Origin of the sequence: Thermus altitudinis (genome assembly GCF_022760835.1) — a bacterium.
GTDB lineage: Bacteria > Deinococcota > Deinococci > Deinococcales > Thermaceae > Thermus > Thermus altitudinis.
Genome location: NZ_JAKTNQ010000023.1, coordinates 1 through 12,238, shown reverse-complemented (window position 1 = coordinate 12,238; position 12,238 = coordinate 1). Strand labels below are relative to the sequence as shown.

General features: G+C 70.2%; 10 protein-coding genes. 4 read left to right on the top strand and 6 right to left on the bottom strand.

Annotated features, from left to right (window positions below):
- Positions 1–6: 6 nt before the first annotated feature.
- The 6 genes from L0D16_RS08750 to L0D16_RS08725 form a co-directional block, all read right to left on the bottom strand.
- On the bottom strand, positions 7–864 hold the full coding sequence (locus L0D16_RS08750; protein WP_243031482.1) for a carbohydrate ABC transporter permease: 858 nt from the start codon (positions 862–864) through the stop codon (positions 7–9).
- On the bottom strand, positions 854–1,663 hold the full coding sequence (locus L0D16_RS08745; protein WP_243031481.1) for a carbohydrate ABC transporter permease: 810 nt from the start codon (positions 1,661–1,663) through the stop codon (positions 854–856). The genes L0D16_RS08750 and L0D16_RS08745 overlap by 11 nt, the downstream gene beginning before the upstream one ends.
- 443 nt (positions 1,664–2,106) lie before the next feature.
- Positions 2,107–3,063, bottom strand: coding sequence for an ABC transporter substrate-binding protein (locus L0D16_RS08740; RefSeq protein ID WP_243031479.1), 957 nt, complete (start codon positions 3,061–3,063; stop codon positions 2,107–2,109).
- A gap of 12 nt (positions 3,064–3,075) precedes the next feature.
- Positions 3,076–4,014 carry an ABC transporter ATP-binding protein gene (locus tag L0D16_RS08735; RefSeq protein WP_243031478.1) on the bottom strand — a complete coding sequence of 313 codons (939 nt, stop codon included), beginning with the start codon at positions 4,012–4,014 and terminating at the stop codon, positions 3,076–3,078.
- The gene (locus L0D16_RS12450) at positions 4,008–5,453 is read right to left on the bottom strand and encodes an ABC transporter permease family protein (RefSeq protein WP_279231290.1); all 1,446 of its coding nucleotides are present in this window, start codon (positions 5,451–5,453) and stop codon (positions 4,008–4,010) included. Before L0D16_RS12450 ends, L0D16_RS08735 begins: the two co-directional genes overlap by 7 nt.
- Position 5,454: 1 nt before the next feature.
- Entirely contained in the window at positions 5,455–6,399 is a 945-nt protein-coding gene (locus tag L0D16_RS08725; RefSeq protein ID WP_243031476.1) for an ABC transporter substrate-binding protein, read from the bottom strand.
- A gap of 124 nt (positions 6,400–6,523) precedes the next feature.
- Between L0D16_RS08725 and L0D16_RS08720 the strand changes: the two genes are divergently transcribed.
- The 4 genes from L0D16_RS08720 (at position 6,524) to L0D16_RS08700 (ending at position 11,300) form a co-directional block, all read left to right on the top strand.
- Positions 6,524–7,531 (top strand): ABC transporter substrate-binding protein, encoded by a 1,008-nt coding sequence (locus L0D16_RS08720; protein ID WP_243031475.1) that lies wholly within the window; start codon positions 6,524–6,526, stop codon positions 7,529–7,531.
- A gap of 2 nt (positions 7,532–7,533) precedes the next feature.
- Entirely contained in the window at positions 7,534–9,672 is a 2,139-nt protein-coding gene (locus tag L0D16_RS08715) for an ABC transporter permease (protein ID WP_243031470.1), read from the top strand.
- A gap of 2 nt (positions 9,673–9,674) precedes the next feature.
- On the top strand, positions 9,675–10,724 hold the full coding sequence (locus tag L0D16_RS12445; RefSeq protein ID WP_279231292.1) for an ABC transporter ATP-binding protein: 1,050 nt from the start codon (positions 9,675–9,677) through the stop codon (positions 10,722–10,724).
- 195 nt (positions 10,725–10,919) lie between these two features.
- Complete coding sequence (locus tag L0D16_RS08700; RefSeq protein WP_243031469.1) at positions 10,920–11,300, top strand: DUF5647 family protein; 381 nt, start codon at positions 10,920–10,922, stop codon at positions 11,298–11,300.
- The last annotated feature ends 938 nt before the right edge of the window (positions 11,301–12,238 follow it).

Below are 12,238 nucleotides of genomic sequence, written 5' to 3'. Positions count from 1 at the left end.
CACCTCCTAGCCTTTCAGCCCGCTACGGGCGAAGGCTTCCACAAAAGCCCTTTGGAAGAGGAGGAAGGCGAGCACCATGGGCAGGGCCACCAGGATGGCCCCGGCCGCGATCAGGCCCCACTCCATGCCGCTTTCCGCGGAGCGGGCAAAGCTGGCGAACCCAAGGGAGAGCACCCGCTTTTCGGGGCTCTGGATCACCACCAGGGGCCAGAGGAACTCGTTCCAGTGGTAGACCAGGCTGACCAGGGCAAAGGCGGCCAGCTGGGGGCGGACCAGGGGCAGGAGAACCCGGGTGAGGATCTGCCATGGGGTGGCCCCGTCCACCAAGGCCGCCTCCAAAAGCTCCCGGGGCACCTGCAGGAACCCCTGCCTGAGGAGGAAGGCCCCCGTGGCCGAGGCCACGTAGGGCAGGGCCAGGGCGGACAGGGTGTCCGTGAGGCCCAGGCGGTTCACGGTGAGGAAGTTGGGCAGGATCAGGGCCGAGGGAGGCAGGAAGAGCTGGGCTAGAACCAGGTAGAACAGGGCGTTTTGCCCCCGCACCTTCAGCTGCGCCAGGGCAAACCCCGCGGTGGTCACGGTGAAAACCTGGACCAAGAGGAGGCCGAAGACGAAGAGGGCGGTGTTAAGGTACAGGCGGGGAAAGTCCGCGGAGGCCCAAGCCAAGCGAAAGTTTTCCAGGGTAAACTGCCCGAGCTCCCCCCGGTTCAGCTGGGCGGTGGGGGTGAAGGCAGCCAAGAGGGTGTAGCCCGCCACGAAGAGGAAGGGCAGGGCCAGGACCAAGGCCGGTAGGTCCCTTAGGGCCACCCCCACCCTCACCCGAAGCCTGCGGAGGCCCCTTTGGGCCAAGGGACGGCTACCCGTCATAGTGCACCCCCTTTTCCAAGCGGGGCATGGCCAGGAGGGCCAGGGTGGTCAGGGCGGTGAGGAGGACCAGGGTGAGGGCTCCCGCCTGGGGGAAGTGGAAGTACTCGAATCCCAGGACGTAGACCCGGTAGAGGAGGTGGTCCGTGGCCCCCACGGGCCCCCCTTTGGTCAGGACAAAGATGTGGTCCACGTTGCGCAGGGCCCCCAGGGTGGCCATGATGGCCACGAAAAATGTGGTGGGGGAGAGGAGGGGCAGGGTGACCCGGAGGAAGGTGGCCACCCGGCCGGCCCCGTCCACCCGGGCCGCCTCTAGGAGCTCCTTGGGGAGGGCCTGGAGGCCGGCCAGGTAGTAGAGCATGTAGAGGCCGGCATCCTTGAGAACCCCGATGAGCACCACGGCCAGGAAGGCGCCTAAGGGGTCCCCTAAGGGGTTCTGCAGGCCCAGAAGGCGGAGGACCCCCTGCAAGGGGCCCAGGGGGTTCAGCAAGTAGAGGAAGACCGCGGCGAAGGCCACCGTGGGCAGGATCACCGGGTGGAAGACCAGGGTGCGCACCAGGAGGCGAAGGCGGGAGGTGCCCTCCACGGCCAGGGCGGCCAGGAGGCCTAGGGCCACGGAAAGGGGGACCGTGAGGAGGGTGTAGAGGAGGGTGACCCTCAGGGCGTTGGCGTTCTCCCTCTGCGCGAGGCTACCCAGGGCGGGAACCCCCTGCCAGGCGGCGATGAGGAAGGGGAGGTAGGTGAAGGCCAGCAGGAATACCAGGGTGGGGAGGAGAAAGGGGAGGGGGCGGTGCCAGGCCATCCTGCCCAGTAGCTTCCGCCTCCAAGGTCAGGCCACGGTCAAGCCAGGGGTGGGGAGCCGGCCCCGGGTTGCAGGGGGCCCGGCCAGCCAGGAGTGGTGGGGTGAGGAGGAACAAGCCCGGGCGGTGGTCCCCCAGAGCAGGCGGGGCGGGGCCTGGGCATCCCCCCGGGGCTCGGGGTACGGCCCCCAGGCGGGGCCCATGGCCCGTGAGGGCCGGGGGAGAAGGGGCACCCCCGGGTAAGGGCCCGGGAAGGGGGCAAGTGGACAGGGCCCGCGTCCGAGGGTGCGGAGGAAAAGGGTCCTGGGCTCCCGCGGGCCAGGGCCTCCCGGCGTGCCCCTGGGCGCATGGCCGGTGGCCGGGGGCGGGGCCGCGCGGGGATCGCCTCCCTTCCGGGATCCCCGGCGGGCGCCCCCTGCGCCCGGAGGCCCGGATCCCTTTAGGCCTACCGCCGCAGGCCGAAGAGGGCGTTGAAGGCTTCCAAGACCTCTGGGGAGGGTTCCTTGCCCCTCAGGCTCGGCAGGGGGTCCGGGGTGAGAGGGGGTTTGGGCACCCCGGGAAGCACCGGCAGGTACCCCCTCTCCACAAGGATCCGCTGCCCCGCCTCGGTGAGCAGGAAGCGCAGGAAGAGCTCCGCCAGGTCAGGCCTGCGGCTCCAGGTGGGAATGCCCACGGGGGTAGGGGCCAGGATGGCCCCGTCCTTGGGGTAGACGATCCTAAGGGGGGCCCCCTTTTCCACCTCCTGGCGCACCCCATAGTCGTTGGTGATGGCCACCCCGTACTCCCCCCGGGCCAGCTTCTGCTGCAGGACGGGGTTGGACTGCTCGATGCGCAGGCCCTGGGCCTTTAGGGCCTCGAAGTAGCGGAGACCCAGGCGCTCGGCCAGGGTGCCCACGGCCACCAGGGCCGGCCCCGAATAGTTGGGGTCGGCCATGACCACCCGGTTGCGGAAAGGAGGCCGGGTTAGGTCCTGCCAAAGGTTGGGGACCTCGCCAACCACCCGCGTGTTCACCGCGATGACCGTGTGCAGGAGCCGCACCTCGTAGTAGCGGCCCCCTTCGTACACATACTGAGGGGGTAGCCCAGGGAAGGTAGGAGGCACCCGGCGAAGCAGCCCTTTTTGGCTGAGCTCCCTAAAGAACCCTTCCCCCACCAGCCAGATCAGGTCCGGCTGGGGGTTTCCCGCCTCCAGCTCCGCCCGGAGCTTGGCCACCACCTCCCCGGTTCCGGAGCGGAAAACCCGCACCTGCACCTGGGGGTACCGCTGGTTGAATCCCTGGACCAGGGCCTGGACATCGGGGAGTTGGGCCCCGGCCACGTACAGGGTAAACTCCCCCTTTTGCCCCCAGGCCTGGAGGCCCAAACCTGCCAAAACCAGTAAACCCACGCGCCACATGCCCATCTTGTCACCTCCTTATTCCCCTACCGCCCCCTCTTCACCCTCCGGGCGCCGGGGAAGGCGCAGGAGGGGGGAGATCTCCAAGGAGGCCTCCTCCCCAGGCCAGGCGTCCAGGCGGACCCAGGCCTCGCCAAAGGGGAGGTCCACCCGGCACAACACCTCCCCTCTGAGGATCCGCCTCTCCCTCACCAGGCCCTTTAGGGACCCTCCGGGGCGCACCCACTCCTGCCGGAAGGCCAGCACCTCCCCGTCCAAGAGGAAGACGTTCCCTCGGCCGAAGGCCAGGAAGGCCTCCAGGGAGTTGGGCCGCTCATAGAGCTCCTGGGGGGTTCCCACCTGCAGCATCCGTCCCCCGTGGACCACCCCGACCCGGTCCGCCAGGAGCATGGCCTCCTCGGGATCGTGGGTCACGTGGAGGGCGGTGATCCCCAGGTCCTTGAGGAGGGTGCGGACCTCCCGCCGCAGTTCCTCCCGGAGCACCGGGTCCAGGGCGGAGTAGGGCTCGTCCATCAGGATGACCTTGGGCTCCCGGGCCAGGGCCCGGGCCAGGGCCACCCGCTGCCGCTGTCCCCCTGAGAGCTCGTGGGGGCGCTTGTGGGCGTGTTCCCCCATCCCTAAGCGCTCCAGGAGGGCCATGGCCCTCCTGCGGTCGGGCCTGGGCATCACCAGGAGCAGGTGCTCGAGGGCCGTCATGTGGGGCCAAAGGGACTGGTCCTGGAACACGTAGCCCACACCCCGCCTCTCCGGGGGCAGGTGGGTGACCCGTCTGCCCGCCAGGTACACGTGCCCGGCGTCGGGGAGGAGGAGGCCCGCCACCAGGTTCAGGAGAGTGGTTTTACCGCTTCCTGAGGCCCCCAGGAGGGCGAAGACCTCCCCCTCCTCCACGGCCAGGTCCACCTCCTGGACCCCTCCCCCCTTGGGAAACCGCTTGCTGACAGCCTCAAGCCTCACCATCGTGGCCTCCCTAGTAGGCCCAAGGCGGAGATGCCCATGAGCACCAGGCCCAGGGCGGCCCCTTCACGGTAGAGGCCCCCATTCAGGGCCGACAGCACCGCCACCCCCACGGTCTCCGAGCCGGGGGCGTAGAGCAGGGCGGAGAGGGTGATCTCGCTGAAGGCCAAAGGTAGGATGAGGAAGGCCCCGGCAAAGGCGGAGGGCCACAGGAGGGGGTAGCCCAGGCGCCACCAGGATCGCCACGGGGGCAGGCCATGGACCCGGCCCACGGCCACCGCCCCCTCCACCCGGGGCCCGCCCTCCAGGGCCCTCAGGGCCAGGGCGGCGAAGTTCAAGAGGTACGCCAGGAGGAGGATCCAGGGGGTGCCGTAAAGGGGGGTGGGGGCCAGGAGGAGGATGAGGCCCAAGCCCAGGAGGGTGCCCGGAAGCAGGTAGTAGAGGTCCAAAAGGGAACGGATCCGCCTCAGGACCTGGGGGAAGGGCCTAAGGGCCAAGGCCAGGGCCAGGAGGAGCCCCACGGTCAGGAGGGCCAGGAGGAGGGAGTTGCGCAGGCCCGCCTGCACCAGGGGAAGGGCCAAGGCCTGGGCGAAGGCTGGCTGGAAGGCCCCGGTGTAAGGGTTTTGCAGGGCCTCCCGGAGGAGGCCCAGGAGGATGAGGGCCAGGGCCAGGAGGGCGTAAAGCCCGTACACCAGCCGGTAGGGGCCTCCCCCCGGGGGCAGGGGGGTCTCCCGGGCCTCCAGGATCCCCGGCCGGGCCAGGAGGACGGCGGGCAGGGCCAGGAGGGTGAGCCAGATCCCTAGGGCCGCCGCCTGCCCTAAGGGGTCCGTGGCGAAAGGGCTCATGAGGCGGGTGTAGGCCAGGGTGGGCAGGACGTATACCCCGGCGGGGGTCCCCAGGACCGCGGGCACCCCGAAGTTGCCCAGGAGGGCCAGATAGAGGCCACCCCCGGCCACGGCCAGGGCGGGCAGGAGGGGGGGCAGGACCACCCCGAGCCCCCTGGCCCCCGTCACCCCGTGCACCCGAGCGGCGGTGAGGAGGCCCAGGGCCAACCGCACCTGGGGCTTCAGCAACAGGTAGGCCAGGGGAGTGTAGTGCAGGGTCCAGGCCAGGAGGATCCCGGGAACACCCTGGATGGCGATCCCAAAGGCCTGGAAGCTGAAGAGGACCCCCATCCCGGTGACGAAGGGGGGGACCAGGTAGCCCAGGAGGAGGAGGCTTTCCCAAAAGCCACCCACCCGTCCCCACACCGCCGCCACGGCCAGGCCTAGCCCCATCCCCAGAGCCAGGAGGGTGCCCGCTCCCGCCAGGACCAGGCTGGCCCCCACCACATCCAGGTCCCTCAGGGTGCCCGGCAGGAGGGGGGTACCCCGGGCCAGGAGGTGGAGGAGGGGCAGGGCCAGGAGGGCCCCCAGGGCCAGTTGGGCTAGATGCCGGTCCATGCTAGCGGCGGAGCCCGAAAAGGGCGTTGAACTGGGCCAGGAGGCCAGGGTCGGCGAAGGTGGCCCGGATCCCCAGCACCTGGGCGGGGGCGCCCGCGGGCCTGGGGGCCTCGGGCAGCACCGGGTAGTACCCCCTCTCGGCAAAGAGGCGCTGGGCCTCGGGGGAGAGGAGGAACCGCAAGAAGCTCAAGGCCAGCTGGGGATTCCGGCTCCAGGTGGGCACCGCCACCGGGGTGGGTACCAGGATGGCCCCATCCCGCGGGTAGACCACCCGTAAGGGTGCCCCCTTGGCGATCTCCTGCCGGGCGCCGAAGTCCGTGGTGATGGCCACCCCGTACTCCCCCCGGGCCAGCTTCTGCTGCAGGACGGGGTTGGACTGCTCGATGCGCAGGCCTTGGGCCTTCAGGGCCTCAAAGTATCCGAAACCCAGCCTCTGGGCCAGGGTGCCCACCGTGGCCAAGGCGGCCCCGGAGAAGTTGGGGTCCGGCATCCCCAGGAGGCCCCTGTAGGCCGGGCGCAGGAGGTCCCTCCAGGAGGAGGGGGGCTCCGGGACCCGCTGGGTGTTCACCACGATGGCGTTGTAGAGGAGGCGTACCTCATAGTAGAGGCCCCCCTGGTAGGCCAGCTGCACGGGGTAGCCGGGGACCGTGGGGGGCACCCGGCGCAGGAGGCCCTTGGCGGCCAGTTCCTTAAGGAAGTCCTCGTTGGCGAACCATAGGAGGTCCGGCTGGGGGTTGCCCGCCTCCAGCTCCGCCCGGAGCTTGGCCACCACCTCCCCGGTGCCGGAGCGGAACACCTGCACCCCTACCCCGGGGTTTTGCCGGCGGAAGGCCTCCACCAAGGCGTTCACGTCCGCCAGGATCTCGGAGGTGTACAGGGTGAGGCTTCCCTGGGCCAAGGCGGGAAGGAGGAAGCCCAAAAGTAGGTAAACCGTAGCCCGTATCACAAGTGGACCTTAGCGGCCCAAGGTCATGGGAATGTCAGCCGGGGCCTGCCGCCTGGGCCAACCTAGGCCCCGCCGGGCACCTCCTGACCCTTTTCTGACAAACCCCCACTAGGCTCGGGGTGCTATGGGAAGCCGTTACCTTTGGCCATGGCTCCTGGTGCTCCTGGGGCTGGCGCCGGTGGGCGCCCAGCAAAAGCCGGTGAACATGCTCTGTAGCCCGGATCTGGCCTGGTGTGAGGCCCTGGTGCCGGCCTTCAAGCAGGCCACGGGCCTGGACCTCCGGTTTGTCCGGCTCAGTTCCGGGGAGGCCCTGGCCCGCCTCCGGGCCGAGGCCCAGCGCCCCCAGTTCGACGTGTGGTTTGGGGGCACGGGGGACCCCCACATGATCGCCTTCCGGGAGGGTCTCACGGAGTTTTACAAGCCCCGCAGCTGGAACCAGTTGCGGCCTGAGCTGCGGGCGGCGGTGGGGGAGACCTACATCCCCCTGTACATGGGGGCCATCGGGTTCGTGGTGAACCACCAGGTCCTGGAGCGCCGGGGGCTCCCCGAGCCCAAGCGTTGGACCGACCTGGCGGATGACCGGTACCGGCGGCTCCTGGCCATGCCCGACCCCAACACCTCGGGGACCGGGTACACCATCCTGGCCACCCTGGTGCAGCTCTACGGGGAGGACCGGGCCTTCCAACTCCTCTCCCGCATCCACCGGAACGTGGCCCAGTACACCCGTTCCGGGGCCGCCCCCGGGCAGCTGGCGGGCCGGGGGGACGTGGCCATCGCCGTCCAGTTTGCCCACGACGGGGTGAAGTTCGCCCTGGAGGGCTACCCCTTGAAGGTCCTCTTTCCCCTCGAGGGCACGGGCTACGAGATCGGGGGCCTGAGCCTGGTGAAGGGGGCCCCCAACCGCGAGGGGGCGATCCGCTTCATCGAGTGGGCCCTAACCCCCGAGGTCCAGGCCTTGGCGGCCAAGGTGGGCTCCTTCCAGATCCCCTCCCACACCAAGACCCCCGTGCCTCCCCAGGCCCCTAGGCCCGCCAACCTCATCCGCTACGACTTCAACACCTTCGGGACCCCAGAGGTGCGGGAGAGGCTACTGAACCGCTTCAACAAGGAGATCCTGCCCTTACCCCGCTAGGGATGCCCGCCCCCCGTCCCCTTGGCCCTACGGGGCTACCCTGGCCCCTGCTCCTGGCCCTCCTGGCCTGGGGCCTCCTCCCCTGGGAGCGGGGGGCTGGAGCCTCCGGCCCCGCCTCGGGGCCCTGGGCCTTGGGTGGGGGGCTGGCCTTCGGGCTGGCCTTGGCCCTCGCCCTCTTCCAGGGGCGGGTCCCCCCGGGGCCCAGGTCTCTGGGCCGGGTGGGGGTGGGCCTGCTCCAGGGCGCGGGGCTAGGCCTCTTCCTGGTGGACCTCCTCACCGCCGAGGCCGTGGGCCCCGGCCAGGCAGCGGTCACCCTCTTGGCCCTCTTCTCCCTAGGGCATTGGCTGGCCGGCTCTACCCCCACACGGGATCCCCTCCTGGGGGGTCTCACCTGGGTGGCGGTGGCCCTGGTCCTCCTCTTCATCCCCTACCCCCTCTGGGTCCTGCTGCGCACCCTGGACCTAGGGCGGATCCCGGCCCTCTTGGCCGACGGCCGTTTCCTCCTCCTGGAAAACCCCTACACCCCCGCCTCGGAGGCCGCCTTAGCCCTGGCCGTGGGGGGTGTGGGGGCCCTGGTGGGCCTCCTGGCCGCCCGCGGCCGCAGGTTCCTTGGCCTTGGGGTGGGCCTGGCCCTGGGCCTGGCCGTGGGCCTGGCCCTTTTTGGGCGGGGAGCCCTGCCCACCAGCCTCCTGGTGGCCGGGGTGGTGGCCCCCCTGGCCACCCTGCTGGGCCTGGGCTTCGCCCTCCTGGAGTACAGCCAGGCCCCCCCTTGGACCCGGGCCCTCCTGAGGGGACTGGCCCTCCTGCCCCTCATCTCGCCCCCTTTCATCCTGGCCTTTGCCCTGATCCTAGCCTTCGGGCGCAACGGCTTCGTAACCCACCACCTCCTGGGGCTGGACCAGAACCTCCTCTACGGGCCCTTGGGGGTGATCCTGGCCCAGGTGCTGGCCTTCACCCCGGTGGCCTACATGGTGATCCGGGGTACGGTGCAGAACCTGGAGCACTCCCTGATGGAGGCGGCGGCCACCCTGGGGGCCCGCCCTTGGAGGGTATTCCGCACCGTCACCTGGCCCCTCCTGCGCCCAGGGCTGGCCAACGCCTTCCTCCTCACGGTCCTGGAGTCCCTCTCCGACTTCGGCAACCCCCTGATCCTGGGAGGGGACCGCCAGTACCTGGCCACGGAGGTGTTCGTGGCCTTCACCGGCCGGTACGACCCCGTGGAGGCCTCCTTCTACGGGGTGGTCCTCCTGCTCCTGGTCTTCCTGGTCTTCTTCCTGCAGTACCGCTGGCTGGGGCGCGCCGCCTTCATCACTGCCACGGGGAGGCCCTCGAGGGGCGGGGGAGGGCCCCTGCCCCCGGGCCTGGGGGCGGTCCTAGCCGGGGTCTTCCTCCTCTGGGCGGTCCTGACCCTGGGCCTCTATGGCAGCGTGGCGGTGGGCTCCTTGGTCAAGCTTTGGGGGTTTGACTACACCTTCACCCTGCGCCACTACCAGGACTTCCTGGTGCTGGGGCTTCCGGTTTTCCTGAACACCCTGAAGGTGGCCTTTTACGCCGCCGTGCCCACGGCCCTCCTGGGGCTTTTCCTGGCCTACGTCCTGCAGCGGCAGGAGCTGCCGGGCAAGCGGGTCCTGGAGGCCATGACCCTCCTTTCCTTCGCCATGCCGGGGACGGCCATGGGGGTGGGGTACGTGCTGGCCTTCAACCCCTCGCCCTGGGTCCTCACCGGCACCACCCTGATCCTGGTCCTGGCCCTGGTCTTCCGGGAGGTGCCCGTGGGGGTCAGGGCGGGGGTGGCGGGCCTGGCCCAGGTGGACCGCTCCCTGGAGGAGGCCTCCGCCACCCTTGGGGCCTCCCCCTTGCGGACCCTGGCCCGGGTGGTCCTGCCCCTGCTCTTTCCCGCCTTTTTGGCGGGGCTCGTCTTCGCCTTCGTGCGCGGCATGACCGCGGTGAGCCAGGTGGTCTTCCTGGTGGGGCCAGGAAACCTCCTGGCCACGGTCCTCCTCCTGGGGTGGGTGGAGCAGGGCCAGATGGGCCGGGCCGCGGTGATGAGCACGGTGATGGTGCTAAGCCTGGTGGCCGCTACCCTTCTCCTTTGGCCGCTAAACCGGCGCCTGGACGTGCGACTAGGAGGCTTGCCGTGAGGATGGGATTGCGCCTGGAAGGTGTGGGCAAGCGGTTTGGTCCGGTGCCCGCGGTGGAGGACCTCAGTCTGGAGGTACCCCCGGGGGCCTTTCTCACCCTGCTGGGCCCCTCGGGGTGCGGTAAGAGCACCACCCTCCGCCTGGTGGCGGGCCTGGAGTTGGTGGACACCGGGAGGATCTGGTTGGGGGAGCGGGAGATCACCCACCTCCCTCCCCACCAACGGGGCCTGGGAATGGTCTTCCAGAACTACGCCCTCTTCCCCCACATGTCCGTGCTGGAAAACGTGGCCTACGGGCTCAGGAGCCGGGGCCTGCCCCCGGCGGAGGTGGGGCTAAGGGCTCGGGAGGCCCTACGCCGGGTGGGCCTGGAGGGGTTTGAGAACCGTCCCCCCCACACCCTCTCCGGGGGACAGCAGCAACGGGTGGCCCTGGCCCGGGCCCTGGTCTTGGAGCCCCCGGTCCTCCTCCTGGACGAGCCCCTTTCCAACCTGGACGCCCAGCTCCGGCGCCAGCTGAGGGTCTGGCTCAAGTCCCTGCAAGGGGAGCTGGGCATCACCACCTTGTACGTGACCCACGACCAGGAGGAGGCCCTGGGCCTCTCCGACCTGGTGGCGGTGATGCGTGGGGGCCGCCTGGAGCAGGTGGGCCCCCCGGAGGAGGTCTACCGTTACCCCCGAAACCCCTTTGTGGCCTCCTTCATGGGCCAGGGATCCTTCCTGGAGGTGCTGGTGGAGCCGGGGGCGGAGGGCCTCAGGGCCCAGCTGGACGGGCTGGGGTTTCCGGTGTGGGCCCCGGAACCCTTCACGGGCCCTGGCCTTCTCTTCCTGCGGCCCGAGGAGGTGGTCCTGGGCGGGGGGTCCTTACCGGGCCGGGTGCGGACGGCCCTGTTCCTGGGGGAGAGGGTGGAGGTGTACCTGGAGACCCCCTGGGGCCCCCTCCTGGCCTTTGGCCCCCGGGAGCCCCGGCCCCGGCCAGGGGAGGCGGTGGCCTGGGGGTTCCGGGGCGGGGTGGTCTACCCGCGGGGGGCTGGGGACGTACCGGGGCCCGCCTGAGGGGCGGGGGGTGTTCCCGGCTCCCCCCAGGACGGGGCCCGGGGGCGCCGCGCCGGTGCGGGGCGGCTTGGGGTTGGCCTTGAGGAGCGCCCCGTTCCAGCCTTAGGAATCCTGCCTCTGAATGCCGACGCCACGCCCCTGCAGACAAGCTGCTTGTCTTTTCATAGGAGGCCACCAAGGCCGAGGGAGGAGGAAATGGGCGCGGGAAGCCTTAACCCTGAGGACCGGCTCTTTCCCCTGCAGGGGCGCTTTGGGGAGGCCCTCCTGGAGAGGCCAGAACTCCTGGAGGCCCTCCCTGAGAGGTTTGTCCTGGTGGTCCTGCGCCTGGACGACCCGGAGGCCGCCCGCCTCGCCCTGGAAAGGCTACCCCACCTCCAGGCCTGGACCCAGGAGGAGGGCCCCCTGGTCTACGCCCTTTTCCAGGGGCAGGAGCTGGTGGGCGTGGTCCACCAGGGGGCCCCTACCCCAGGTGTACCGCCCCCAAGTCCGGCTGGTGGCCACCGGGGCCCAGGGGCCAGAGGGCTCCGCCCCTCCGCCCAGGGGGGCGAGGATGGGGGAGGGCAGCCTGAAGGCTAGGGGGAGCCTCTTGCCCCCCAAGTGGGCTAGGCGAAAAGGGGCTCGGCCTGCCCGTGGGGGATAGCCTCGGGGGGGAGGGCCTCCCGAAGGGACGGTTGCTGGCTCGCCGCGTGGACATGGTCTTCCCCGCTCAGCACCGCCTTTCGCTCCCGCCCGGTAACTCCCTGTGGTCCCGTGGGAAGGGTTCCCCTGCCGGCTGACCGGTCTTTGGCCTCCGGTAGCCGCCGCGCCCTGGGCGGCCACCCCGAGGGGGCCAGGCCGGCGTCCGGCGGCGCCAAAAACCCCTTGGGGAGCCACCCCCTTCCCAATCGAGGCCACCTAGGGGGCGCGAGTGCTGAGGGCCTGTTGGCCCTACTGCACGTGCAGGGGTTGGGGTGTGGATGGGGCCCCGCTCCTAACCTTGCGAGCCTTCGGCGGGAAGGGGAGGGCGGTCATGGAAAGGCCTGTGTCCTTGAGAGCCTTAGGGAAGAGTGGAGTATGGAGGAGCTACAATCCCCCGGACCTTCCGTCCGGGGATGCATGGACTTCCCCACATGTCCTACGTGTGCTATACCTTTAGGCTTAGACGGAGCCTTTGGGAAAGGCTACGGCTCAATCGGAGTGGGAATTGCGGTCACGGGCGAAGCCCGTATCTTGCAGGCTCGCTCCTCACGAGTCGTCACGCTGACCACCTCGAGGCCCAGCGTGCATAGGGGCCGCCCTTCCCAAGGGGACATCTGCCACCCACTCTACGCCCGTTGGGCGTGACCGATGAACGTGGGAGCCCTCTTCCCCCTAGACGCCGATCCCAAACTTTCCCTACGAAGCCAGCGCCCTATCCGCACTCCCCAGCCTCAACCCTTCCACGATGGCCTGGGCCAGAAGGATGCGGCTAAAGGGGTCGCCATGGTGCCAGGGCAGGCCCTGCACGGCCATGGCGTGCGCCGGCGTGATGGGCA